The sequence below is a fragment of the Methylobacterium terrae genome (assembly GCF_003173755.1).
Classification (GTDB): domain Bacteria; phylum Pseudomonadota; class Alphaproteobacteria; order Rhizobiales; family Beijerinckiaceae; genus Methylobacterium; species Methylobacterium terrae.
In genome coordinates, this window is record NZ_CP029553.1 from 5,892,673 (window position 1) to 5,916,729 (window position 24,057).

Sequence of the window (24,057 nt, forward strand, 5' to 3'; positions counted from 1 at the left end):
TCCTCTCCCCGCGGGCGGGGAGAGGCTTTCGTCCCCCTTGTCGGGGACGAAAGGAGCGCGAAGCGCGAGGGTGAGGGGGTGTTTCCGGATGAGCCTCACGCGTCGAGACCCCCTCACCCCCACTCCGGCTCTCGCCTCCGCTTGCCGTGCCTCCTGAACGGAGACACGGCCCCCCCACCTGCGGGGAGAGGAGAAGACTCGCGTTCTTCTCGTCCCTGTCGTCTCTGCGAATCAAGCTGCGCTCCGCAGTCGTGCTTTGATCCCTCCGCCCCGTTGCGCCGCAGCAAAGACCCGTGCTAGGCACGAGGCATGATGCAGGATCGAGCCAGACCGGTCTCGCGGCCCACGCCGCCGTAGCGCCCCGCTCTCCCGCGTCCCTTCTCCGCGCCTGTTCTTCCATGCCCGTCCGCACCGCGCGGCCGGTCGTCATCGCGCGCCCCGTCGCGCCTCGTCTCGAAAGCTCACGATCCATGAATCTCGTCCGCCTGCGGCGCGAATGGGCGCCCGACGTCACGCGCGAAATCCTGGCCGGCACCGTCGTGGCGCTCGCCCTCATCCCGGAGGCGATCGCCTTCTCGATCATCGCCGGCGTCGACCCGAAGGTCGGGCTCTACGCCTCGTTCTGCATCGCGGTCGTCACGGCGATCGCGGGCGGCCGGCCGGCGATGATCTCGGCCGCCACCGGCGCGATGGCCCTGGTGATGACGACGCTCGTCAAGGATCACGGCCTCGGCCACCTCTTCGCCGCGACGATCCTGACCGGCCTGATCCAGCTCGCCGCCGGGTTCCTCCGGCTCGGCAACCTGATGCGCTTCGTCTCGCGCTCGGTCGTCACCGGCTTCGTCAACGCGCTGGCGATCCTGATCTTCATGGCCCAGATGCCCGAGCTGATCGGCCGCGGGCCGGTCGTCTACGCGATGACCGCCGCCGGCCTCGCGCTGATCTACGGCCTGCCCTACCTGACGAAGGCCGTTCCTTCCGCGCTCGTCACCATCGTGCTGTTCACCGCGCTGTCGATGAGCCTCGGCCTCGGCATCCGCACCGTCGGCGACATGGGGGCGCTGCCGAGCGAATTGCCGAGCTTTGCTTGGCCCCAGGTGCCCCTCACCCTCGAGACGCTGCGGATCATCCTGCCCTACGCGCTCACCCTCGCCATGGTCGGCCTGCTCGAGAGCCTGATGACCGCGGCGATCGTCGACGAGCGCACCGACACCACCTCGAACAAGAACCGCGAATGCGCCGGCCAGGGCCTGGCCAACGTCACCGCCGGCCTGTTCGGCGGCATGGCCGGCTGCGCGATGATCGGCCAGTCGGTGATCAACGTGTCGTCGGGCGGCCGCGGCCGGCTCTCGACCCTGTGGGCCGGCGCCTTCCTGCTGTTCCTGATCGTGGTCCTCGGGCCCTACGTGGCGCAGATCCCGATGGCGGCCCTCGTCGCGGTGATGATCATGGTGTCGATCAACACCTTCCAGTGGCGCTCGATCCGCACGCTTCTCACCCATCCGACCACGTCGAGCGTCGTGATGCTCGGGACGGTCGCCGTGGTGGTCGCGACCCACGACCTCGCCAAGGGCGTTCTGTTCGGCGTGGTCCTGAGCGGGCTGTTCTTCGCCCACAAGGTCACCCGGTTCTTCGCCGTCGCGTCCGCGCGCGAGGGCCGCATCCGCACCTACCGGGTGACGGGTCAGATCTTCTTCGCGACGGCCGAGGCCTTCCATGCCGGCTTCGACTTCCGCGAGGAGGATCTGGAGCGCGTCGTGATCGACCTGACGGACGCCCATTTCTGGGACCTCACCGCCGTCAATGCGCTGGACCGCGTGGTGCTGAAGTTCCGCCACCACGGGGTGCCGGTGGACGTCGCCGGCCTGAACGCGGCCTCGGCGACGCTCGTCGACAAGCTCGGGACCCACGACAAGCCGGGGGCGGCGCTCGCCTCGGGGCATTGAGGGGAGATTCGATGGCCCGGCGGCATGGCGGGCCGCCGGGATTGATAGGCGCCCCTCGCATGGTCGGGCGACGAGCCGGAGCCCGCATTGTCTGTGGGTGAGTCCGTTCGACAAGCGAAGTGCCGAAGCCGGGGCTCGCCCCGGATGCAACCACAGGATAGTTATATCGCCTGTGGGTTGCGTCGGGGTCTGAGCGGGAGCGCCGAGACGATGTCGAACGGCATTCAACAGCCGACGCCTCCGGGCGCGACGGCGCAGGTCGGCGGGCGCTACCTCCTGGCGGACGGCCAGGAACATCCCTGCCGGTCCCGGCACGTCTCCCTGGACGAGGTCGAGATCGTCGCGCCGGTTTCAGGAGTGATCGGCGAACGCGTCACGGTCTATCTCGACCAGCTCGGCGCCGTGATGGGCCTGATCTCGTCGATCACGTCCGAGGGCTTCCGGGTGGCGGTGGACGTGACGCCCGAGCGACGGGCCCGGCTCGCGGCGCGTCTCGAATGGCTTGCCGAACACGGCCAGGGGCGGACGGACCAGCGCGGTGCGATCCGCATCGTGCCGACCCATACCGAGGCGGCCGTGCACCTGGTCGACGGCAGCGTCGTTCCCGGCACGATCATCGATCTCTCGATGTCGGGCGCCGCCATCAAGGCGCCCGTGCAGCCCGTCGTCGGCGAGCAGGTCACGCTGGGCAAGCGTCGCGCAATCGTGGTGCGCCACTTCGAGACCGGCTTCGCAGTGAGGTTCGTGCTGCCGTTCTGCAACGAAACCTTCAGCCCTCACGTCATGCTCTGAGCCGGCCGGTCTCCATTCGGGCTCGCTGCCCGGCCCCGCATGACGGGGGAAGCGTCGATCCCGACGCCCGGACCGAACGGGTCAAGGCCCGATCCCCTGCCCCGTCCGGGCCGTCGCCCCGTGCACCATCGCCAGCACCCCGGCGCGCAGCAGGTCGTACTTGGTCGGCAGGCCCGGCCCGGTCGGCAGGCGGCCGGCGGCGGCGAGCGTCGCGATGCCGTGGGAGAGCGCCCAGACCTCGAGGGCGACGAAGCGCGGATCGACGCCCGCCGAGAAGCCGTCCGGGAAGGTCGAGCGCAGGGCCTCGACCAGGAGGCCGAAGGCGTCGCGGTCGCGGGGGGCCTGCACCGGGGCGCAACCGTCGGGCCCGGGGGGCCGGGCCTCGAAGATCGCCGCGTAGTAGCCCGGCTCCTCCTCGGCGAAGGTCAGGTACGCCTCGCCCATCCGGGTGAAGCGCTCGAGCGGCGTGCCGGGGCCGCGCAGCGCCCGGGCGAGCCGCTCGGCCAGTTCGGTGAAGCCGCGCTCGGCCACCTCCTCCAAGAGCGCCTCGCGGCCGCGGAAGTGGCGATAGAGCGCCGCCGGCGAGACGCCGACGAGGCGCGCCGCATCGACCAGGGTGAAGCCGCCGATCCCGCGCTCCGCGATGAAGCGGCGCGCGGCCTCGATCAGGGCCTCCTTGAGGTTGCCGTGATGATAGCCGCGCCGGTCGGACGGGCCGCTGCGCCAGGGTCGCACCGTGTCTCTGTTCTCTTCGCGGGGCCGGGCCGGCCGCTCCCCGCAAGCCCATAGAGCATTTTCGCGCCCGCGGCAGGCTCAACCGGCGCGGATGTCCAGATGGAAGCGCGGCACGTGGTCCGGCCGCACCGTCGTGGTCGCCACCGGCAGGACCGGCCGGTCGCCGTCGAGGCGCAGGCGGAACGTGCGGGTGAGCCGCGCCAGGACCAGGGTCGCCTCGGCGAGCGCGAGCTGCGCGCCGATGCAGATCCGGGGGCCGGCGCCGAACGGCAGGTAGACGAAGCGGTCCGGCTCCGGACGATCGAGGAAGCGGCGCGGGTCGAACGTCTCCGGCCGGTCCCACCAGCGCGGGTTGCGGTGGAGCACCCAGGTCGGGATCATCACGATGCTGCCGGCCGGGATTTCGGCGCCCTCGACCGTGCTCGCCCGCGCGGCGCGGCGCGCGATGACGTAGACCGGGGGATAGAGCCGCAAGGTCTCCTGCGCCACGGCCTTGGCGAGAGCGAGGTGCGGCAGCGCCGCCGCGGCGCCCGCCTCCGTCAGGTCGAGCCCGGCGGCCTCGCGGCCGAGCGCGTCCTGCAAGCCCGGCTCGCGGGCCAAGAGCGTGCAGGCCCAGAACAGGGTCGAGGCGGTGGTCTCGTGGCCGGCGACGATCAGGGTGCCGACCTCGTCGGCGAGAAGCCCGCCCGGCGCCTCGCCGTGGGCCTCGACGAGGAGGTCGAACAGGTCCCGCGGCGCGCCCGCGCCGCCTCGCGAGGCCTCCTGCCCGCGCCGCGCCTCCAGCACCTCCCGCACCAGGGCGAGCCAGCGGCGGCGAAACAGCGCCCGGCGCGGGCTCGACGGGGTCGGCCAGCCCGGCGGCAGCAGGAAATCGGAGACGGTCGGCTTGCCCAGCCGGTCGAGGTAGCCCGAGACCAGCGCCCGGATCTCGGCGCCGAGGGGGCCAGTCTCGAGCGAGAACATCGAGGTGGTGGCGATGTCGAGGGCGACGCGCTGCATCTCGGAGCGCAGGTCGGCCGGCGCGCCGAGGCCGGCCGCGAGGCGGCGGCACGATTCCTCCGCGCTGCGCGCGACGAAGCGCAGCATCAGGGGCAGGGTGCGCGGCGTGAAGGCGGGAGCGAGCACCCGGCGCTGGTGGCGCCAGGCCTCGCCGTCGGCCAGCACCAGGCCGCGCCCGGCGATCGGTCCGATCACCCGCCGGCCGGCGGGCAGGCGCACGAAGTCGTCGGTGGCGGCGAGGAGGACGTGGCGGGCGCCGGCGGGGGTCGAGAGCAGCACCATCCGGCCGCCCCCGGGCAGCGGGATCGTCACCGCCGGATCGTCGAGGCAGGCGCGGGGGAACGCCTCCAGGGTGTTGCGCCGGAAGGCGCCGAGGAGCCTGAGCCAGCCGACCCGCTCGGCGAGGGCCGGCACCGGCGGCGCGTGGCGATCGAGCGTGCCGGGAGCCGTCATGGACAAGGGGTCGGGTCTCCGCAGCGCGTGCCGCCGATGTTTACGCGACCGGCTCCGCCTCCGCCAAGCCGAGATGGCGCGCGACCAGCCGACCGATCGCCGGGAAGCCGAGCGGCCCGAGGGGGCCGGGGGTCACGCCCGGCCCGAAGGCCAGCACCGGCACCTGCTCGCGGGTGTGGTCGGTGCCGGGGGAGGTCGGGTCGTTGCCGTGGTCGGCGGTGACGAGGCAGAGGTCGCCGGCTCGCAGCGCCGCCCGGATCTCCGGCACCCGCGCGTCGAAGCGCTCGAGCGCCGCGGCGTAGCCCGGCACGTCGCGGCGGTGGCCGTACTCGGTGTCGAACTCGACGAGGTTGGCGAAGACGAGGCCGCCGTCGGGCAGGTCGGCGAGCGCGGCCAGGGCCGCCGTGAGGCAGGCGTCGTTGCCGCCGGGCTTGACCTCGCGGCCGGTCGCCCGGTGGGCGAAGATGTCGCCGATCTTGCCGACGCTCACCACCGGCCGGCCCGCGGCGGCCAGGCGATCGAGGAGGGTGTCGGCGGGCGGCGGCACGGCGAAGTCGCGCCGGTTGGCGGTGCGGGTGAAGCCGGAGGTCTCGTCGCCGACGAAGGGCCGGGCGATGACCCGGCCGATGCGGTAGGGGTCGCAGAGCCGGCGGGCGATCGTGCAGAGGGCGATGAGCCGGTCGAGCCCGAACGCCTCCTCGTGGGCGGCGATCTGGAGCACGCTGTCGACCGAGGTGTAGCAGATCGGCCGGCCCGTCCGGACGTGCTCAGCCCCCAGTTCCTCGACGATCGCGGTGCCGGAGGCGTGGCGATCGCCCAGGATGCCCGGCAGCTCGCCCTCCGCGATCAGGGCCTGCACCAGCTCCGGCGGGAAGGCCGGTCGCGTCGCCGGGAAGTGGCCCCAGGAGAAGTCCACCGGCACCCCGGCGATCTCCCAGTGGCCCGAGACCGTGTCCTTGCCCCGGGCGCTCTCGACCGCGTGGCCCCAGGCGCCGGCGACCGGTCCGGGCGGCGCGAGGCCGGGCGGCATCCGGCCGCTCGCGCCTCGCGCGGCGAGCCCGAGGCCGAGGCCGGCGAGGTGCGGCAGGTGCAGGGGGCCTGAGCGCAGGCCCGCCCGGTCGCCGCGTCCGTCGGTGCAGGCCTCGGCGATGTGGCCGAGCGTGTCGGCGCCCGCGTCGCCGAACGCGGCGGCGTCCGGCGCTCCCCCGATGCCGACGGAGTCGAGGACGATGAGGAGCGCCCGGCTCATTCGCTCACCGCCCCGGTCGGGGCCGCCGCGAGGTCGAAGGCGGCGGCGAACAGGGCGCGGGTGTAGGCGGTGCGGGGCGCCGAGAAGATCTCCTCCGCCGCGCCCTCCTCCACCACCTGGCCGCCCTGCATCACCATCACGCGGTTGGCGAGCGTGCGCACCACCTTGAGGTCGTGGCTGATGAACAGGTAGCCGAGGCCGCGCCGGGCCTGCAAGTCGCGCAGCAACTCGACGATCTGGGCCTGGACCGACATGTCGAGCGCCGAGGTCGGCTCGTCGAGGACGACGAAGCGCGGGTCGAGCGCCATGGCCCGGGCGATGGCGATGCGCTGGCGCTGGCCGCCGGAGAATTCGTGCGGATAGCGGTCCATCGCGCTCGGATCGAGCCCGACATCGGTGAGCGCCCGGGCGACGATCTCCCGGCGCTCGGCGTCGCTGCGGCCCTTGCCCTGCACCTCCAGCCCCTCGACGACGATCTCGGCCACCGACATCCGGGGCGAGAGCGAGCCGTAGGGATCCTGGAACACCACCTGCATCTCGCGCCGCAGGGGGCGCATGGCGCCCGCCGACAGCCCGTCGATGCGCCGGCCGAGATAGACCACCGGCCCGTCCGACGCGATGAGGCGCAGGATGGCGAGGCCCAGCGTGGTCTTGCCGGAGCCCGATTCGCCCACCACCCCGACGGTCTCGCCCTCGCGCACGCTCAAGCTCACCCCGTCCACCGCCTTGACGTGGCCGGTGGTGCGCCGGAGCAGGCCGGTCTTGATCGGGAAATGCACCCGGATCGGCCCGGCCTCGACCAGGATCGGCGCAGCCTCCGGGACCGGGTTGCCGCGGCCCCGCGGCTCGGCGGCGAGCAGGCGCTTCGTGTAGTCGTGTTGCGGGTCGGAGAACACCTCGGCGACCGGGCCGGTCTCGACGATGCGGCCCTGCAGCATCACGCAGACCCGGTCGGCGACGCGGCGCACGATGCCGAGATCGTGGGTGATGAACAGCATCGCCATGCCGAGCCGCGCCTTCAGGTCGGCCAGCAGCGACAGGATCTGGGCCTGGACGGTGACGTCGAGGGCGGTCGTCGGCTCGTCGGCGACGAGCAGGTCGGGCTCGCAGGCGAGCGCCATCGCGATCATCACCCGCTGGCGCTGCCCGCCGGACAATTCGTGCGGGTAGGCGCCGAGCCGCCGCTCGGCGTCGCGGATGCCGACGAGATCGAGAAGTTCGAGCGTGCGGGCGCGGGCCGCCTCGCCGCTCATCCCCTTGTGCAGCCGCAGCACCTCGCCGACCTGCTCGGCGATGCGGTGCAGCGGGTTGAGCGAGGTCATCGGCTCCTGGAACACCATGGTGATGTCGGCGCCGCGGATCCCGCGCATCTCGGGCTCGGCGAGTGCGAGCAGGTCGCGGCCCTTGAACCGGATCCGTCCCTCCGGCACCGCGCCGTCGACGAGGCGCAGGATCGAGAGCGCCGTCACCGACTTGCCCGAGCCCGACTCGCCGACGAGGGCCACCGTCTCCCCCGGTGCGATGGCGAAGGAGACGCGATCGACGGCGCGGGTCTCGCGCCCGCCCTGGCGGAAGGCGACGGAGAGGTCCTGGACGGAGAGGAGCGGGTCGGTCATCGGCTCTGGAGATAGGGCGGCGGCGCGCCGGTGGACCGGTGTAGGTCATTCCCCGGCGGGCGGGAACCGGGGGCTCGGGGTGGGGCTGATCGGACGGAAGAAGGTCGTGGCGCTGGTTTCCCCTCTCCCCGCGGGCGGGGAGAGGCCTGAGCTCCGAAGGGGCTCAGGGAGCAGCGAACCGCAGGTTCGCCGCGAGGGTGAGGGGGTGTTTCCGCAGGAGCCTCATTCGTCGAGACCCCCTCACCCTCGCTCCGGCTGCGCCTCGGCTTGCCGCGTCTCCTGAACGGAGACACAGCCCTCTCCCCGCCCGCGGGGAGAGGAGAACCCCGAGTTTTACCGGTCTCGACACAGATCAGGCGGACACCGCCTCACTCGTCCACCCGCGGCGCCTGGCCGCGATCGATCGGCAGGGGCGTGAACTGCTTCAGCGCCTCCCCGCTCGGCAGGCTGCTGGTGTCCCAGCCGCCGCCGATCGCGCCGATCAGCGACACCGCGTTGGTGAAGCGGTTGAGGCGGACCTGCAGCTCCGTGACCTCGTTGTTGAGCTCCAGCGCCTGGGCGGTGACGACGGTGGTGTAGTTCTGGGTGCCGGCCCGGTACTCGTTGAGCGCGATCTCGACCGCCCGGCGCGACGACTGCACCGCCAGTTCCTGCGCCGCCTGCTGGCGGGCGAGGATGCGCTGGCCGGCGAGCCCGTTCTCGACCTGCTGGAAGGCGGTGAGCACCGTCTGGCGGTAATTGGCGACCGCCGCGTCGTAGGCCGCCTCGACGGCCTGGAGGGCGGCGGTGCGGGCGCCGCCGTCGAACAGCACCTGGCTGCCGGAGGCCGCCACCGACCAGAACGAGTTCGCCGCGGCAAAGAAGTTGCGCGCCGGATCGCCCGCGATGCCGCCGCTCGCCGACAGGGTGACGGTCGGGTAGAACGCCGCCACGGCGACGCCGATCTGGGCGCTCTGGGACTGCACGCTGCGCTCGGCGAGCGCGATGTCGGGCCGCCGCTCCAGGAGGTCGGAGGGCAGGCTCACCGGCACGGTGGGCGGGCGCGACGGCAGGCTGCCGCGGGCGAGCGACACCTCGGAGGGCGGGCGGCCGATCAGCGTCGCGATGGCGTGTTCGAGGTTCGCCCGCTGCAGCCCGACCGCGATGGCGTTGGCCTGGGTGGTCTGGAGCTGGGTCTGGGCGGTGATGACGTCGGAGCGGGCGGCGACGCCGGCATCGTACTGGTTCTGCGCGATGGTGAGCGAGCGCTGGTAGGCCTGGGCGGTGCGCTCGAGCAGGCTCTGGAGCGCTTCCTGGTAGCGGAGCTGGTAATAGGCGGTGGCGAGTTGCGTCTGGAGCGCGAGGCGCACCGAGGCGAGGTCGGCGGCGCTGGCCTGGGCGGCGGCAACGTCGCTCTCGATCAGGCGGCGGATGCGGCCGAACAAGTCGAGCTCCCAGGTCGCCGAGCCCTGGAGCGTCAGCACCGTGCGCTCGACCCCGCCGGTGCTGGTGCGGCCGATCGAGGGGGCGCCCAGCGCGGTCGGAAACAGCTGGGCGCGGGCCTCCTGCACCAGGGCCCGGGCCTGCCGGTAGGCGGCGACCTGGGCGCGCAGGTTCTGGTTGTCGACGTCGATGAGGCGGATCAGCCGGTCAAGGGTGGGATCGCGAAACACCCGCCACCAGTCGCCGCGCTCCGCCTCGTCGAGGGGCCGCACCGGCCGCCAGTGGCGCGGCGGCATCGGCCGCGCGCCGCCCTCCTTGAAGGCGGCGGGCGTCTCGACGGTGGGGCGGGTGTAGTCGGGGCCGACGAGGCAGCCGGCGAGCGCCATGGGGAGGATGGCCGTCGCGGCGAGGCGGAGAGGCGCGATGCGACGCTGCCGGACGGATCGCGCATCTCCCCCTCTCCCCGCGGGCGGGGAGAGGGTCACGGCCCCCTTGTCGGGGTCGTGACAAGCGCAGGCGCAGCCGGAGCGAGGGTGAGGGGGTGTTCCCGAAGGAGCCACATCCGGGGCTACCCCCTCACCTTCGGCTGCCGCCTCGTTTCGCCCCCGACGAGGGGGGCGAAACCCTCTCCCCGCCCGCGGGGAGAGGGCGCGCGCGTCGCTTGTCGCGTGAAACCACCCACGCACGGAGGCGAGGCTCGGGTGCGCGTCGCCGTCCAGCATCATTCGATCGTCGAAAACAGTCATTCGGCCGGCAGCGCCCGCGTGGCGGAATCCCCGCGCCGGCGGCGCCCGACCCAGAGCCGGAAGCGGTCGAGGTACAGGTAGACGACGGGGGTGGTGTAGAGGGTCAGGACCTGGCTCACGATGAGGCCGCCCACGATGGCGATGCCGAGGGGACGGCGCAGCTCGGAGCCCTCGCCGCCGTCGAGAATCAACGGCAGCGCGCCGAGAAGCGCGGCCAGGGTTGTCATCATGATCGGGCGGAAGCGCAAGAGGCAGGCTTCGCGGATCGACTCCCGCGGGCTCAAGGAGCGGGTGCGCTCGGCGTCGAGGGCGAAGTCGATCATCATGATCGCGTTCTTCTTCACGATGCCGATGAGCAGGATCACGGCGATGAGCGCGATGACCCCGAACTCCTCGCCGGCCAGCATCAAGGCCAGGATCGCCCCGATGCCGGCCGACGGCAGGGTGGAGAGGATGGTGAGCGGGTGCACCCAGCTCTCGTACAGGATGCCGAGCACGGCGTAGACGGCGAGCAAAGCCGCCAGGATCAGGAGCGGCTGGCGCGAGGACGAGGACTGGAAGCTCTTCGCCGCGCCCGCGAACTCGCCGTGGATGGTGGCGGGCAGGCGCAGGTCGCGCATGTGCGCGTCGATCGCCGCGGTGGCGTCGCTCAGGCTCTTGCCCGGCGCGAGGTTGAACGAGAGCGTGGTGGCGACGAACAGGCCCTGGTGGCTGACCTGCACCGGGGTCGAGCCGGTCTCGAAGCTGGCGAAGGCCGAGAGCGGCACCATCGTCTCCTTGGAGCTGCTGACCGCCGCGCTCGACGAGGCGCTGGAGCGGCCGGCCGCCGCGATGGAGTTGGTCGCGGCGTTGCGGGCCGAATCGGTCGCGACCGCGGCCGCCGCGCTCGTCGCGTCGGTGGGCGCGGTCGCGGCGCTCGCCACCGTGCCGGCGACCGCGTTGGTGGTGGCCGAGCCGCGGGCCCGCGCGCCGGACGTCGAGACGTAGATCATCTTCAGCGTCTCGGGGTTGTCGAGGTAGCGCGGCGCGATCTCCATCACGACGTGGTACTGGTTCAGCGGGTTGTAGATCGTCGAGACCTGGCGCTGGCCGAAGGCGTCGTAGAGGGTGTTGTCGATCTGGTCCGGCGTCAGGCCGTAGCGGAAGGCGGTCGGCCGGTCGATGACGAGGCGGGTCTCCAGGCCGCCCTGCTGCTGGTCCGACGTCACGTCGGTGAAGGTCGGGTCCTTCTGTAGCGCCTCCAAGAGCTTCGGGGTCCAGGTGTAGAGCTCCTCGCTGGTGTCGCCTTGCAGCGTGTACTGGTACTGCGAGAAGCTCTGGCGCCCGCCGACGGAGAAGTCCTGGCGCGGGAACAGGTAGAGCCGGGCGCCCGGGATGCCGGACAGCTTCGGCCGCAGGCGGGTCATCACCTCGCTGATCGGGTCGCGCTGGCCGAGGGGTTTGAGGCCGACGAAGACGTTGGCCGAGTTGGTGCCGCGCCCGCCGGTGAAGCCGACCACGCTCTCGACCGCCGGGTCGGCCTGGACGATCGCGGTGGCACGCCGGAGCTTCGCGCTCATCGCCTGGAACGAGATGCGCTGGTCGGCCTGGATGCCGCCGATCATCTGGCCGGTATCCTGCTGGGGGAAGAACCCCTTCGGCACGATGATGTACAGGTAGACGTTGAGCACGACCGCGGCGAGCAGCACCAGCATTACGGTCACGCCGTGGCGGAGCGCCCAGTCGAGGGTGACGCGGTAGCCCGACAGGAGCCCGTTGAACGCCCCCTCCAGCCCCCGCGCCAGCAGGCCCGGCCGGGCGCCGTGGACCTCGGGCCTGAGGAACCGGGCGCACATCATCGGCGTGGTGGTGAGCGAGACGACGAGGGAGATCAGGATCGCCAGCGACAGGACGACGGCGAATTCCTGGAAGAACCGCCCGATGATGCCCCCGGCGAGCAGGATCGGCAGGAACACCGCGATCAGCGACAGGCTCATCGACAGGACCGTGAACCCGACCTCGCGGGCGCCGATCAGCGCCGCCTCGACCCGCGAGCGCCCGTCCTCGATGTGGCGCTGGATGTTCTCCAGCACCACGATCGCGTCGTCGACGACGAAGCCCGCCGCGATGATGAGGGCCATCAGCGAGATGTTGTCGAGGCTGTAGTCGCACAGCCACATGGCCGCGAAGGTACCGACGAGCGAGATCGGCACCGCCACCGCGGGGATCAGCGTCGCGGGGCCTGAGCGCAGGAAGCCGAACACCACCAGGATCACGAGGCCGACCGAGATCAGCAGCGTGCGCTCAGCTTCCGCCAAGGAAGCCCTGATGGTGAGCGAGCGGTCGCCGGTGACGATGAGCTCGGTATCGCCCGGGAGCGCCGCCTTGAGCTGCGGCAGCGCCGCCTTCAGCCGGTCGATCGTCTCGACGACGTTGCCGCCGGGCTGCTTGTAGACGATCAAGAGCACGCCGCGCTGGCCGTTGACGAGGCCGAGGTTGCGCCGGTCCTCGACGCCGTCGACCACCTGCCCGACGTCGCGCAACCGCACCCCGGCGCCGTTGCGGTAGGCGACGACGATGTCCTGGTAGTCGGCGGCCTTGCGGCCCTGGTCGTTGGCGTAGAGCTGGTAGCGCCGCTCGCCCGCCTCGATCGCGCCTTTCGGCGAGTTGGCGTTGGCGCTGGCGAGCGCGGCGCGGATGCCTTCCAGGCCGATGCCGTAATGGAACAGGGCGTGCGGATCGAGCTCGACCCGCACCGCCGGCAGCGACGAGCCGCCGATATCGACGTTGCCGATGCCCTCCAGCTGCGACAGCTTCTGGGCGAGCACCGTCGCGGCGGAGTCGTAGAGCGCGCCGGGGCTCAGCGTCTTCGAGGTCAGGCCGAGGATCAGGATCGGCGCGTCGGCCGGGTTGAACTTGCGGTAGGTGGGGTTGGTGCGCAAAGCCGTCGGCAGGTCGGCGCGGGCGGCGTTGATCGCCGCCTGCACGTCGCGGGCGGCGCCGTTGATGTCGCGGTCGAGCCCGAATTGCAGCACGATCCGGGTCTGCCCGACGGAGCTCGTCGAGGTCATCTGGTCGACGTCGGCGATCTGGCCCAGCCGCCGTTCGAGCGGCGCGGCCACCGTCGTCGCCATGGTGTCGGGGCTGGCGCCGGGCATCTGCGCCTGGACCAGGATGGTCGGGAAATCGATCTGCGGCAGCGGCGCCACCGGCAGCCGCACGAAGGCGAACAGGCCGGCGAGCAGCACGCCGAGGGTGAGCAGCGTGGTCGCGACCGGGCGCAGGATGAAGGGGGCGGAGAGGTTCACGGGGAGGCCCCGGGGGCGCCGCCGCGAACCCTCCCCCCTCTGCGGGGGAGGGTGGCGAACGGAGTGAGCCGGGAGAGGGGAACCACGCATCCGGATATGGCGGAGCCGTTGTGAAGGGCGCCCACTGGATGAGCGTTGCGCTGCCCCTCTCCCGCCCGGCTGCGCCGGGCACCCTCCCCCGCAGAGGGGGGAGGGTTCATGCGCGCGACCGTTGCGCTTCTCACGGCACCGCCTCCCCGGGCGCCAGCCCGCTGCCCCGCCGCCCGGAGAGCCGCCGCCCGAGCCGGTCGAAGGCGAGGTAGATTACCGGGGTCGTGTAGAGCGTCAGGATCTGGCTGACGATGAGACCACCCGCGATCGAGATGCCGAGCGGCTGGCGCAGCTCCGAGCCGGTCCCCGTCCCGAGGATCAGCGGGACCGCCGCGAAGAGCGCCGCGAAGGTCGTCATCAGGATCGGGCGGAAGCGCAGGATGCAGGCCTCGTAGATCGCGTCGCGGGGATTCATGCCCTCCTCGCGCTCGGCCTGGAGCGCGAAGTCGATCATCATGATGGCGTTCTTCTTCACGATGCCGATCAGGAGAACGATGCCGATGATGCCGATGATGTCGAGGTCGTGGTTGAACAGCATCAGGCCGGCGAGCGCCCCGATGCCGGCCGAGGGCAGGGTCGAGAGGATCGTGATCGGGTGGACGAAGCTCTCATACAGAACGCCGAGCACGATGTAGACCGTGACGATCGCGGCGAGCACCAGGAACAGGGTGTTGTCGAGGGAGGCCTGGAAGGCCAGCGCCGAGCCCTGGAAGATCAGCCGGAAGCTGTCGGGCATGCCGAGTTCCTTCTCGGTGGCCCGGATCGCCTCCACCGCGGGACCTAGCGAGGCGCCGGGCGCGAGGTTGAACGAGATCGTGGTGGCCGGGAACTGGCCGAGATGGCTGATGAGGAGGGGGGCGCGGCGCTCGCTCACCTGGGCGATGGCGGTGAGCGGCACCTGGCCGTTGGTGGCAGTGGAGGACGGCAGGTAGATCCGCTGGAGCGATTCGAGCGTCCGGTGCAGCTCGGGATCGGCCTCGAGGATCACCCGGTACTGGTTCGACTGGGTGAAGATCGTCGAGATGATGCGCTGGCCGAAGGCATCGTAGAGCGCGTTGTCGACGGAAGCCGGGGTGATGCCGTAGCGGCCGGCCGTCGCCCGGTCGATGGTGATGTAGGCGGCCAGCCCGCTCGCCTGCCGGTCGCTCGCGACGTCGGCGAGGTCCGGAATCCGCTTCAAGCGGTCGACGAGGCGCGGGACCCAGGTGTCGAAGGCGGCCGGGTCCGGGTTCTCCAGGATGAACTGGTACTGCGTGGCGCTCACCGCCGTGTCGATGGTGAGGTCCTGGACCGGCTGCATGAACAGCGCGATGCCCGGCACGTCGGCGACCCGGGCGCCGATGCGCCGGATGATCGCGCTGGCATTCTCGGTCCGCTCCTCGCGCGGGCGCAGGTTGATGAGGAAGCGGCCGGAATTCAGCGTCACGTTCTGGCCGTCGACGCCGATGAACGACGACAGGCTGACCACGTCCGGATCCTTCAGGATCTCGGCCGCCAGGCGCTGCTGGCGCTCGGCCATGGCCCGGTACGAGACGGTCTGGTCGGCCTGGGTGATGCCCTGGATCAGCCCGGTATCCTGGACCGGGAAGAAGCCCTTCGGGATCACGACGTAGAGGTAGACGGTCAGCACGAGGGTGCCCACGGCGACCAGCAGCGTCAGCCCCTGGTGGGCGAGCACGCCCCGCAAGGAGCGGCCGTAGAAGGCGATGCCGCCCTCCATCAGCCGGCGCCCGGCATTGGACAGGCGCCCGGCGGCGCGGGCCTGCGGGGCCTCGTGGCGCAGGAGGCGCGCGCACAGCATCGGCACGAGCGTCAGCGAGACGACACCCGAGATCACGATCGTGGCGGCGAGCGTGATGGCGAATTCGTGGAACAGGCGCCCGACCACCTCGCCCATGAACAGCAGCGGGATCAGCACCGCGAGCAGCGAGACGGTGAGCGAGATGATGGTGAAGCCGATCTCGCGCGAGCCCTTGAGGGCCGCCTCCATCGGGCTGTCGCCCTCCTCGACGTGGCGGGCGATGTTCTCGATGACGACGATCGCGTCGTCGACGACGAAGCCGGTCGCGATAGTGAGCGCCATCAAGGACAGGTTGTCGAGGGAGAAGCCCCATAGGTCCATGACGGCGAGCGCGCCGACCAGCGACAGCGGCACCGACAGGCTCGGGATCAGGGTGGCGGGCAGCGAGCGCAGGAACAGGAAGATCACCAGCACCACGAGGGCGATGGCGAGGAGAAGCTCGAACTGCACGTCCTCGACGGAGGCGCGGATCGTCACCGTGCGGTCGGTGAGCGGGGTCACCTGGATCGCCGCCGGCAGCGTCGCCTGGAGCTGGGGCAGCAGCGTCTTGATCCGGTCGACCACCGCGATGACGTTGGCGCCGGGCTGGCGCTGGATGTTGAGGATCACCGCCGGCGTGGTGTCCATCCAGGCGCCGAGCTGGGTGTTCTCCGCCCCCTCCACCACCTCGGCCACCGCCGAGAGCCGCACCGGCGCCCCGTTGCGGTAGGCGATCACCGCGTCGCGATAGGCGGCCGGGTCCCGGATCTGGTCGTTGGCGTTGATGGTGAAGGACTGGGTCGGCCCGTCGATCGAGCCCTTCGGGGTGTTGACGTTGAGGTTGTTGATGGTGGTGCGCAAATCGTCGATGTTGAGGCCGTAGGCGGCGAGCGCCGAGGCGTTGAAGCGCACCCGCACGGCGGGCCGCTGCCCGCCCGCCATCGAGACGAGGCCGACGCCCGAGACCTGGCTGATCTTCTGGGCGAGCCGCGTCTCGGCGAGGTCGCGCACCTGCGTCAGCGCCAGGGTCTTGGAGGTGAGCGCGAGCGTCAGGATCGGCGCGTCGGCAGGATTCACCTTGGCGTAGACGGGAGGCGCCGGCAGGTCGCTCGGCAGGAGGTTGCCGGCGGCGTTGATGGCCGCCTGCACTTCCTGCGTCGCGATGTCGATGCCGAGGTCGAGGTTGAACTGCAGCGTGATGACGGAGGCGCCGGCCGAGGATTGCGACGTCATCTGGTTGAGGTTGGCGAGCTGGCCGAACTGCCGCTCCAGCGGCGCCGTCACCGCCGAGGTCATCACCTCGGGGCTCGCTCCCGGATAGAAGGTCTGCACCTGGATCGTCGGGTAATCGACGGAAGGAAGCGCCGAGAGCGGCAGGTTGAAGTAGGAGATCGTGCCGACGAGCAGGATCGCCAGCATGAGGAGCGTGGTCGCGACCGGGCGCAGGATGAACAGGCGGGAGGGGTTCATCGGGCCGTCCCCGTGAGGCGCGCGCGATCAACCCTCCCCCCTCTGCGGGGGAGGGTGCCCCGCGGCGAGTGCGAAGCACTCGTGCCCGGGGCGGGAGAGGGGACGACGTTTCCGGAGAGGTCACGCGCTTCATGAAAGGCGCCATCTGGACCAGCGTCGCGCGGCCCCTCTCCCGGCCTGGCACGAGTGCTGCGCACTCGCCGCAGGCCATCCTCCCCCGCGGAGGGGGGAGGGTTATCGGCGGTGCGCCACGTCATCACGGATTCTGGCTCTGCTGCCGGCGGCGGTGCGGGCGCTCACCCTCGGGACGCTGGCCCTCCTGACGCTGGCCCTCCTGCCGCCCCGGTGCCGCGCCCTCCCCGTTCGCCGGCTCCGCGGGCTTCGCCGCCTCCGGCCCGGCCGTCGTCTCGGGCCGCCCGCCGGTGACGCGCACCTGCGCCCCGTCCTTCAGCCGGTCGGTGCCGTCGACGACCACCCGGTCGCCGACGGCGAGCCCCTTGGTGACGACGGTCCGCACGCCGTCGCTCTCGCCGATCTCGATCGGGCGCACCGCGACCTTGTCCTCAGCCGTGAGGAGATAGACGTAGGTGCCGGGCGTGCCGCGCAGCACGGCGGCGGCCGGCACCAGGGCGGCGTCGCGCACGGTGTCGACGTCGAGCCGGGCGTTGACGAACTGGTTGGGAAACAGCCGGTCGTCCTTGTTGGGGAACAGGGCGCGCAGCTTCACCGTGCCGGTCGTCACGTCGATCTGGTTGTCGACGGTGTCGAGGGTGCCCCGCGCGATCTCGGTGGTGTCCGAGCGGTCGAAGACCCGCACCGGCAGGGTGGCGCCGGCGCGGAGCCGATTCATCACCCGCGACAGCACCGTCTCCGGCAGGGTGAACAGCACCGAGATCGGGTGGAGCTGCGTGACGACGACGATGCCGGTCGAGGCGGCGGTGACGTAGTTGCCCTGGTCGATCTGGCGCAGGCCGACCCGGCCCTCGACCGGGGAGGTGATGCGGCCGTAAGAGATGTTGAGCTTCTGCTGGTCGATCTGGGCCTGGTCGGAGGCGACCACGCCCTCGTACTGCTTGACCGTCGCTCCTTGCGTGTCGACGTTTTGCTTCGAGATCGAATCCTGCCGGTTCAGGGTCTGGTAGCGGGTCAGGTCGAGGCGGGCATTCTGCAAGAGGGCCTGGTCGCGCAGGAGCTGGCCCTGGTACTGGGCGAGCAGCGCCTCGTAGGGCCGCACGTCGATCTGGGCCAGGAAGTCGCCGGCCTTGACGGTCTGGCCCTCGCGAAAGCCGATCTGGGTCAGGTAGCCGCTCACCTGCGAGCGGATCGTCACGGTGGCGAGCGGCGTCACGGTGCCGAGGCCCGCCAGCACCACCGGCATGTCGCCCTTCTGGACGGTGGCGATGCCGACGGCCTGCGGCCCCTCCCCGCCCGCGCCGCGGCGCCCGCCGCCCCGGCGGCCGCCGCTCGCCTGCTGCGTCTCGGATTTCCTGAACCCGTCCGGCCAGGACGTGCGGTAGGCCCAGTATCCGCCCGCGGCGAGCGCCAGCAGCAGGACGAGCCAGACCGGTCCGCGGCCGCGCCGGCGGCGCGGCGACCCGACCGCGTCGTCGGTCCGGATGGGAGACAATTCGTTCATCGACCTGGACAACCCGGACTTAGGAAAACCGACCTCGCGCCCCCCGCGACGCCTCTCATGTCGTGCCGGCGGCGCGGACCCGCGCCTGCGGCACGTTCGCCTCCGCACCCCGCCCCCCTCGAGCCGCCCCCGGGGCCCGATCCGCACGGCCATTCCGCACGGCAATGCGTCGCCAGTACGACGGCGATGTTGCCTCACGATTGCTGAACGCCACCCGAGCGTTGCCCGGAATCGTCGCCCTGGAAGGGCCACGATCCCCGCGCTTATCTGAGGCCAGAGGGCGCGACACGGCGCCGCCACACCTCTACCGTCGACGGGACCCTTATGCACTTCCTCCACGACCTGCCGGTCGCCGACCTGATCTCGCATTACGGCTACTGGGCGATCTTCCTCGTCATCACGCTCGAGAGCGCCGGCGTGCCAATGCCGGGCGAGACCGCACTGATCTCGGCGGCGGTCTATGCCGGCTCGACCGGCCAGCTGCGCATCGGCCTCGTGGTGCTGGCAGCCGCGCTCGCCGCCATCATCGGCGACAATCTCGGCTACTGGGTCGGCCGGCGCTGGGGCATGCCGCTGCTCCTCAAGCACGGGGCGAAGATCGCCCTCGATCACCGGCGGCTCAAGCTCGGCCAGTATCTCTTCCAGCGCCACGGCGGCAAGATCGTGTTCTTCGGCCGGTTCACCGCGATGCTGCGCGCCTACGCGGCCCTGCTCGCCGGGGTGAACCAGTTCGACGCCCGCCGCTTCTTCCTGTTCAACGCCGCCGGGGGCATCGCCTGGGCCTCGCTGATGGGCTTCGGCGCCTACCTGTGCGGGCGCTCGATCGAGCACGTCGTCGGGCCGATCGGCCTCGGGCTCCTCGCCTTCGTGGTGTTCGGCGGCATCGCCCTGTGGCTGTTCGTGCGCCGGCACGAGGCGCGGCTGACGCTGGAGGCCGAGCAGGCGATCCCCGGCCCGCTGGCCTGAAGGGGTCCATTGCCGCCCGCCCGCGCGGGTGGCATGAGGCGCGCCAGACACTCCACCCGCCCCGCCTCCGTGCGGGGCGGCCGCGGCCCGCCGCGGCCCGCAAACCGGCACGATGACACAGGCTTCCCACCCCTTCGGCACCTACGCGCCCGCCGGGCTCGTGCGCTGGATCATCTCCCGCACCGAGCGCCTGCCCGACGAGAACTGGGGCGCGCGGCGCCTCGCCCTGATGCTGCGCCGCACCGCCATCCGCCTCCTGCGCGGCCGGCCCCTCGACGTCGAGCGCTACGGCGCGCGCATGCGGCTTCACCCCTACAACAACAACTGCGAGAAGAAGGTGCTCTTCACCCCGCAGTTCTTCGATCCGCTGGAGCGGAAGATTCTGGCCGGCCGCATCGGGCCGGACTGCGTCTTCCTCGACATCGGGGCGAATGTCGGCGCCTACGCGCTGTTCGTGGCGGCGCAGGCCGGGCCCGGCGCGCGGATCCTGGCGGTCGAGCCGCAGCCCGACATCTTCGACAAGCTCGCCTTCAACATCGCCCAGAACCCGTTCGGCAGCGTCAAGGCGGTGGCCTGCGCGGTCGCCGACAAGGCCGGCGAGATGACCCTGTTCGTCGATCCCCGCAACCGGGGCGAATCGAGCCTGAAGGTGGTGGGCACCAGCGAGGGCGCGGCGATCCGCGTGCCGGCGGTCTCGCTCCTCGACCTCGTGCGCGGCGAGGGGCTGACCCGCATCGACGCGATCAAGCTCGACGTCGAGGGCGCCGAGGACCTGATCCTCGAGCCGTTCCTGCGCCAGGCGCCCCCCGCCCTGCGCCCGCGCCTTCTCGTCATCGAGGACGGCACCGACCTGTGGCAGACCGACCTCGCGGCGCTGCTCGCCCGCAACGGCTACCGCCGCATCGCCCAGACCCGGCTGAACCTGATCTTCGAGCGGGAGGGGTAGCGGGGGGCTTCGGCACCTCAGGATGAGGTCGTGGGTGGAAGGATGGCGGGTGGATCCGGATCGTCACGGCGACGCCCCATCCTCCACTGTCACCCTTGCAGCCTCCCCGCCCCCTCCCGATCTTCACGGGCGCCGATGGCCGCCTTCGCCGCCCCCTCATCCTCCCGCTCCCCCGACGCCCTCGCGGGGTCGATCGAGCGCGTCACCTTCCACAACGCCGAGAGCGGGTTCTGCGTCCTGAAGGTCAAGGCGCGGGGCCGGCGCGACCTCGTGGCGGTGATCGGCCACGCGCCTGCGGTCGCGGCGGGCGAGTGGGTGACGGCCACCGGCGCCTGGGTCAGCGACCGCGAGCACGGGCTGCAGTTCCGCGCCGACACGCTGGCGGCGACCCCTCCCACGGGGGTCGAGGGGATCAGTCGCTACCTCGCCTCGGGCCAGATGCGCGGCATCGGGCCGGAAATGGCCAAGCGCATCGTCAAGGCCTTCGGGGCCGACACCTTCGCGGTGATCGAGGCGGCGCCTCAGCGCCTGACCGAGGTGTCGGGCATCGGCCCGACCCGCGCCGCGCGGATCACCGCGGCCTGGGCCGAGCACAAGGTGGTGCGGGAGATCATGGTGTTCCTGCACGCCCACGGCGTCGGCACCGCCCGGGCGGTCAGGATCTACAGGACCTACGGCACCGACTCGGTCCAGGTGATGACCGAGGATCCCTATCGGCTGGCCCGCGACGTGCGCGGCATCGGCTTTCGCACGGCCGACGCCATCGCGGGCAAGCTCGGCCTGGCGCCGACGGCGCCCGCGCGCCTGCGCGCCGGCCTCGCCTACGCGCTCCAGGCGGCGATGGATGACGGCCACTGCGCCCTGCCGGTGCCGGACCTGATCACCCGCGCCGCCGAATTGCTGGCGGTCGATGCGGCGCTCCTGCGCACCGCCCTCGTCGAGGAGATCGGCGGCGAATCGGTGGTGATGGACGCGATCGACGGCGTGCCCCACCTGTTCCTGCGCGGCCTGCACGCGGCGGAGGCCGCGATCGCCGAGCGGCTGATCGCCCTCGACGACGCGCCCCTGCCCTGGGACGAGATCGACGCGGGGGCCGCCCTGGCGAAGGTGGAGGGCGAGACCGGCCGGCCGCTCTCGCCCTCGCAACGCGCCGCGGCCGCGACGCTCCTCGATGCCAAGGTGGCCGTGATGACCGGCGGGCCCGGCGTCGGCAAGACCAGCACCCTCGACGCGCTCCTGCGGATGCTCGACGGGGCGGGGGCCGAGGTGCTGCTCGCCGCCCCCACGGGGCGGGCCGCCAAGCGGATGAGCGAGCAGACCGGCCGCGAGGCGAAGACCATCCACCGCCTGCTCGAGATCGACCCGCGCCACGGCGGCTTCCAGCGCAACGAGCACAGCCCGCTACCTTGCGATCTCCTGGTGCTGGACGAGGCCTCGATGATCGACGTGCCGCTGATGAACGCCCTCACCCGGGCCCTGCCGCGCCACGCCGCCCTCTGGCTCGTCGGCGACGTCGACCAGCTGCCCTCCGTGGGGCCGGGCCGGGTGCTCGCCGACGTGATCGCCTCGGGCCGGGTCGCGGTGGCGCGCCTCACCGAGGTGTTCCGGCAGGCCGCCGAGAGCCGGATCGTCACGGGCGCCCACCGGATCAATGCCGGGCAGATGCCGGAAGGCGCCGGCACCCCGGACGGCGACTTCTTCGTGGTCAGGATCGACGATCCGGAGATCGGGGCGGACAAGCTCGTCGAGATCGTCACGCGCCGCATCCCGCGCCGCTTCGGCCTCGATCCGGTCAGGGACGTGCAGGTGCTCTGCCCGATGACCCGCGGGGCGCTCGGGAGCCGGCACCTCAACCAGGCGCTCCAGCGCGTGCTGAACCCGAACCCGGCCGTCTCGGTCGAGCGCTTCGGCTGGATCTTCGCCCCCGGCGACCGGGTGATGGTGGGCCAGAACGACTACGACCGCGAGGTGTTCAACGGCGATCTCGGCGTGGTGCTGCGGGTCGATCCGGAGGAGAGTTTGCTGGTCGCGGGCTTCGACGGGCGCGAGGTGACCTGGCCGTTCGAGGAGCTCGACGCGTTGAGCCCGGCCTACGCCATCACGATCCACAAGTCGCAAGGATCGGAATACCCGGCGGTGGTGATCCCGGTGGCGCTCCAGCACTACACGATGCTCGCCCGCAACCTGCTCTACACGGGCGTGACCCGGGGCAAGCGGCTGGTGGTGCTGGTGGCGCAGACCCGCGCGGTGGCGATCGCGGTGCGGGGCGGGGCACGGCCGCGATTCACCAAGCTGGCGGAGTGGTTGCGGAAGCCGGCGAGGAAGAAAAGATAAGAGCCTGTCGATGCTCCCCTCCCATCGGGGTCGGCACCAACCGCTTAACTCGGGGTTCCGCTTCCGCGGCCCCGGACTGACGCGGAGGATGTCAGATCTGTCGGAGCCGATCGAGCGGGCTCGATCCGTCAATACCCCTTCTTCACCTCGGCGAGCGCCCGCGTCAGCCCGTCGGCCACGGTCTGCCGCTCCGTCGGCGAGGCGTCGCGGGCGACGAGCACCCGCTGGCCGCGCGACACGAAGGACAATGACAACAGCCCGTACTCCTCGTCCTCGACCTTGTGCAGCCGGGTCCAGAGCGGGTTGAAGCGCCACTCGGCCCGCTCGCCGCGATGGCTGACCCGGGCGACCAGCACCTCGATCTGGCTGATCACCACCTCCTCGAAGGAGCGGCCGCGGCGGGCGTTGAGGGTGAGCGCGAGCCACAAAGCCGCGATGTCGAGGCCGAAGAAGCCGGTGACCGGCCACATCCCCATCTGCAGGAAGGCGATTCCCGTGACGAGCGCGACGCCGCCGCAGGCCACCATCACGACCCGGAAGCCGAGGCGCGACAGCGAGCAGTGCGGCCGGATGGTCGCGGAGAAGACCGGGCGCTCGATCGCGTCCGGGTCACGCCCGTAGGGGTGCCGCGTCCTTGCGTCGTCCGGTGCCTTGCCGCTCGCCATCCGCCCCATATAAGGCACGCATGACTCGCCGGAAGCAGGCCGCCCCCGACAAAATCACCGCACCTGCCGAGGCGGGCCCCGCGAAGGCGGATCTTGCGAAGGCGGGGCTGGTGAAGCCCATGACCGCACGTGCCGGGACCTCCGGTGCGACCCCGCCGGAGCCGGTCGACGCCGCGACGCTGCGGGAGATCTTCTCCCGCCTCAGCGCCGCCAACCCGGAGCCGCGCTCCGACCTCGAGTACCTCAACCCCTACACGCTCCTCGTCGCGGTGGTGCTCTCGGCGCAAGCCACCGACAAGAGCGTCAACATCGCCACCGCGCCGCTGTTTGCCCGCGCCGACAACCCGGCGGCGATGCTGGCCCTCGGCGAGGAGACGGTGCGGCATCACATCCGCACGATCGGGCTGTTCAACACCAAGGCCAAGAACGTCATCGCGCTCTCGCGCATCCTGATCGAGGAGCATGGCGGCGAGGTGCCGCGCGCCCGCGCCCACCTGGAGGTGCTGCCCGGCGTCGGCAAGAAGACCGCCAGCGTGGTGCTCAACGTCGCCTTCGGCGAGCCGACCATCGCGGTCGACACCCACATCTTCCGGGTCTCGAACCGCGTGCCGCTGGCGCCGGGCAGCACCACCGACAAGGTGCAGGCGGGGCTGGAGGCGATCGTGCCCGAGCCCTACCGGCTGAACGCCCATCACTGGCTGATCCTGCACGGGCGCTACGTCTGCAAGGCGAGGAAGCCCGAATGCTGGCGCTGCCCGATCGTCGACCTGTGCCGGTACCCGGACAAGACGCCCGGACCGGCGTGAGCCGTCCCGGGCGCCCGCTTCCCTCCCGGCCCGAATCTGCTACCCTGGCGACATGACCCCGTCCCGTCGCCTCGCGCGCCTCCTGGCCGTGGTGATCGTGCTGATCGCCGCGTGCATCA

15 protein-coding genes are annotated in these 24,057 nt (G+C 71.7%); 6 read left to right on the forward strand and 9 right to left on the reverse strand.

What is annotated here, in order from left to right; translation table 11 throughout:
• Window positions 1–470 precede the first annotated feature (470 nt).
• Both DK419_RS27230 and DK419_RS27235 read left to right on the forward strand, forming a co-directional pair.
• Window positions 471–1,946, forward strand: coding sequence for a SulP family inorganic anion transporter (locus tag DK419_RS27230; protein WP_109961841.1), 1,476 nt, complete (start codon window positions 471–473; stop codon window positions 1,944–1,946).
• A 210-nt stretch (window positions 1,947–2,156) separates the two neighbouring features.
• On the forward strand, window positions 2,157–2,738 hold the full coding sequence (locus DK419_RS27235; protein WP_109961842.1) for a PilZ domain-containing protein: 582 nt from the start codon (window positions 2,157–2,159) through the stop codon (window positions 2,736–2,738).
• A gap of 81 nt (window positions 2,739–2,819) precedes the next feature.
• On the opposite strand, the gene DK419_RS27240 is transcribed toward DK419_RS27235, so the two are convergent.
• The 8 genes from DK419_RS27240 to DK419_RS27275 all read right to left on the reverse strand — a co-directional run bounded on the left by DK419_RS27240 (window position 2,820) and on the right by DK419_RS27275 (window position 18,221).
• The gene (locus DK419_RS27240) at window positions 2,820–3,473 is read right to left on the reverse strand and encodes a TetR/AcrR family transcriptional regulator (protein WP_109961843.1); all 654 of its coding nucleotides are present in this window, start codon (window positions 3,471–3,473) and stop codon (window positions 2,820–2,822) included.
• A 78-nt stretch (window positions 3,474–3,551) separates the two neighbouring features.
• Window positions 3,552–4,925, reverse strand: a complete 1,374-nt coding sequence (locus DK419_RS27245) for a cytochrome P450 (protein ID WP_109961844.1) — start codon at window positions 4,923–4,925, stop codon at window positions 3,552–3,554.
• A gap of 40 nt (window positions 4,926–4,965) precedes the next feature.
• On the reverse strand, window positions 4,966–6,174 hold the full coding sequence (locus DK419_RS27250; protein WP_109961845.1) for a phosphopentomutase: 1,209 nt from the start codon (window positions 6,172–6,174) through the stop codon (window positions 4,966–4,968).
• Window positions 6,171–7,790, reverse strand: coding sequence for an ABC transporter ATP-binding protein (locus DK419_RS27255; protein WP_109961846.1), 1,620 nt, complete (start codon window positions 7,788–7,790; stop codon window positions 6,171–6,173). The genes DK419_RS27250 and DK419_RS27255 overlap by 4 nt, the downstream gene beginning before the upstream one ends.
• A gap of 368 nt (window positions 7,791–8,158) precedes the next feature.
• On the reverse strand, window positions 8,159–9,598 hold the full coding sequence (locus tag DK419_RS27260; RefSeq protein WP_109961847.1) for an efflux transporter outer membrane subunit: 1,440 nt from the start codon (window positions 9,596–9,598) through the stop codon (window positions 8,159–8,161).
• Window positions 9,599–9,954: 356 nt separating this feature from the next.
• Complete coding sequence (locus DK419_RS27265; RefSeq protein ID WP_109961848.1) at window positions 9,955–13,245, reverse strand: efflux RND transporter permease subunit; 3,291 nt, start codon at window positions 13,243–13,245, stop codon at window positions 9,955–9,957.
• A gap of 220 nt (window positions 13,246–13,465) precedes the next feature.
• A complete protein-coding gene (locus tag DK419_RS27270) occupies window positions 13,466–16,585 on the reverse strand; it encodes an MdtB/MuxB family multidrug efflux RND transporter permease subunit (RefSeq protein ID WP_109961849.1) in 3,120 nt (1,039 codons plus the stop codon).
• Between the two features lie 256 nt (window positions 16,586–16,841).
• A complete protein-coding gene (locus DK419_RS27275; protein WP_109961850.1) occupies window positions 16,842–18,221 on the reverse strand; it encodes an MdtA/MuxA family multidrug efflux RND transporter periplasmic adaptor subunit in 1,380 nt (459 codons plus the stop codon).
• A 324-nt stretch (window positions 18,222–18,545) separates the two neighbouring features.
• Between DK419_RS27275 and DK419_RS27280 the strand changes: the two genes are divergently transcribed.
• The 3 genes from DK419_RS27280 (at window position 18,546) to recD2 (ending at window position 22,467) form a co-directional block, all read left to right on the forward strand.
• A complete protein-coding gene (locus tag DK419_RS27280; protein WP_109961851.1) occupies window positions 18,546–19,187 on the forward strand; it encodes a DedA family protein in 642 nt (213 codons plus the stop codon).
• A 112-nt stretch (window positions 19,188–19,299) separates the two neighbouring features.
• Entirely contained in the window at window positions 19,300–20,133 is an 834-nt protein-coding gene (locus tag DK419_RS27285) for an FkbM family methyltransferase (RefSeq protein WP_109961852.1), read from the forward strand.
• A gap of 135 nt (window positions 20,134–20,268) precedes the next feature.
• Window positions 20,269–22,467 (forward strand): SF1B family DNA helicase RecD2, encoded by a 2,199-nt coding sequence (gene recD2, locus DK419_RS27290; protein WP_109961853.1) that lies wholly within the window; start codon window positions 20,269–20,271, stop codon window positions 22,465–22,467.
• A gap of 128 nt (window positions 22,468–22,595) precedes the next feature.
• Here the strand turns inward: recD2 and DK419_RS27295 are convergent, their stop codons facing one another.
• Entirely contained in the window at window positions 22,596–23,132 is a 537-nt protein-coding gene (locus DK419_RS27295; protein WP_109962545.1) for a DUF2244 domain-containing protein, read from the reverse strand.
• A gap of 119 nt (window positions 23,133–23,251) precedes the next feature.
• Here DK419_RS27295 and nth point away from each other — a divergent pair, with 119 nt between their 5' ends.
• Entirely contained in the window at window positions 23,252–23,938 is a 687-nt protein-coding gene (gene nth, locus DK419_RS27300) for an endonuclease III (protein WP_109961854.1), read from the forward strand.
• Window positions 23,939–24,057 lie beyond the last annotated feature (119 nt).

Excerpts from the sequence above, each read along its gene's own strand:
- DK419_RS27230 (WP_109961841.1), top strand. The coding sequence starts at position 471 with ATGAATCTCGTCCGCCTGCGGCGCGAATGGGCGCCCGACGTCACGCGC.
- DK419_RS27235 (WP_109961842.1), top strand. The coding sequence starts at position 2,157 with ATGTCGAACGGCATTCAACAGCCGACGCCTCCGGGCGCGACGGCGCAG.
- DK419_RS27245 (WP_109961844.1), bottom strand. The coding sequence starts at position 4,925 with ATGACGGCTCCCGGCACGCTCGATCGCCACGCGCCGCCGGTGCCGGCC.
- DK419_RS27250 (WP_109961845.1), bottom strand. The coding sequence starts at position 6,174 with ATGAGCCGGGCGCTCCTCATCGTCCTCGACTCCGTCGGCATCGGGGGA.
- DK419_RS27255 (WP_109961846.1), bottom strand. The coding sequence starts at position 7,790 with ATGACCGACCCGCTCCTCTCCGTCCAGGACCTCTCCGTCGCCTTCCGC.
- DK419_RS27260 (WP_109961847.1), bottom strand. The coding sequence starts at position 9,598 with ATGGCGCTCGCCGGCTGCCTCGTCGGCCCCGACTACACCCGCCCCACC.
- DK419_RS27270 (WP_109961849.1), bottom strand. The coding sequence starts at position 16,585 with ATGAACCCCTCCCGCCTGTTCATCCTGCGCCCGGTCGCGACCACGCTC.
- DK419_RS27275 (WP_109961850.1), bottom strand. The coding sequence starts at position 18,221 with ATGAACGAATTGTCTCCCATCCGGACCGACGACGCGGTCGGGTCGCCG.
- DK419_RS27280 (WP_109961851.1), top strand. The coding sequence starts at position 18,546 with ATGCACTTCCTCCACGACCTGCCGGTCGCCGACCTGATCTCGCATTAC.
- DK419_RS27285 (WP_109961852.1), top strand. The coding sequence starts at position 19,300 with ATGACACAGGCTTCCCACCCCTTCGGCACCTACGCGCCCGCCGGGCTC.
- recD2 (WP_109961853.1), top strand. The coding sequence starts at position 20,269 with ATGGCCGCCTTCGCCGCCCCCTCATCCTCCCGCTCCCCCGACGCCCTC.
- DK419_RS27295 (WP_109962545.1), bottom strand. The coding sequence starts at position 23,132 with ATGGCGAGCGGCAAGGCACCGGACGACGCAAGGACGCGGCACCCCTAC.
- nth (WP_109961854.1), top strand. The coding sequence starts at position 23,252 with ATGACCGCACGTGCCGGGACCTCCGGTGCGACCCCGCCGGAGCCGGTC.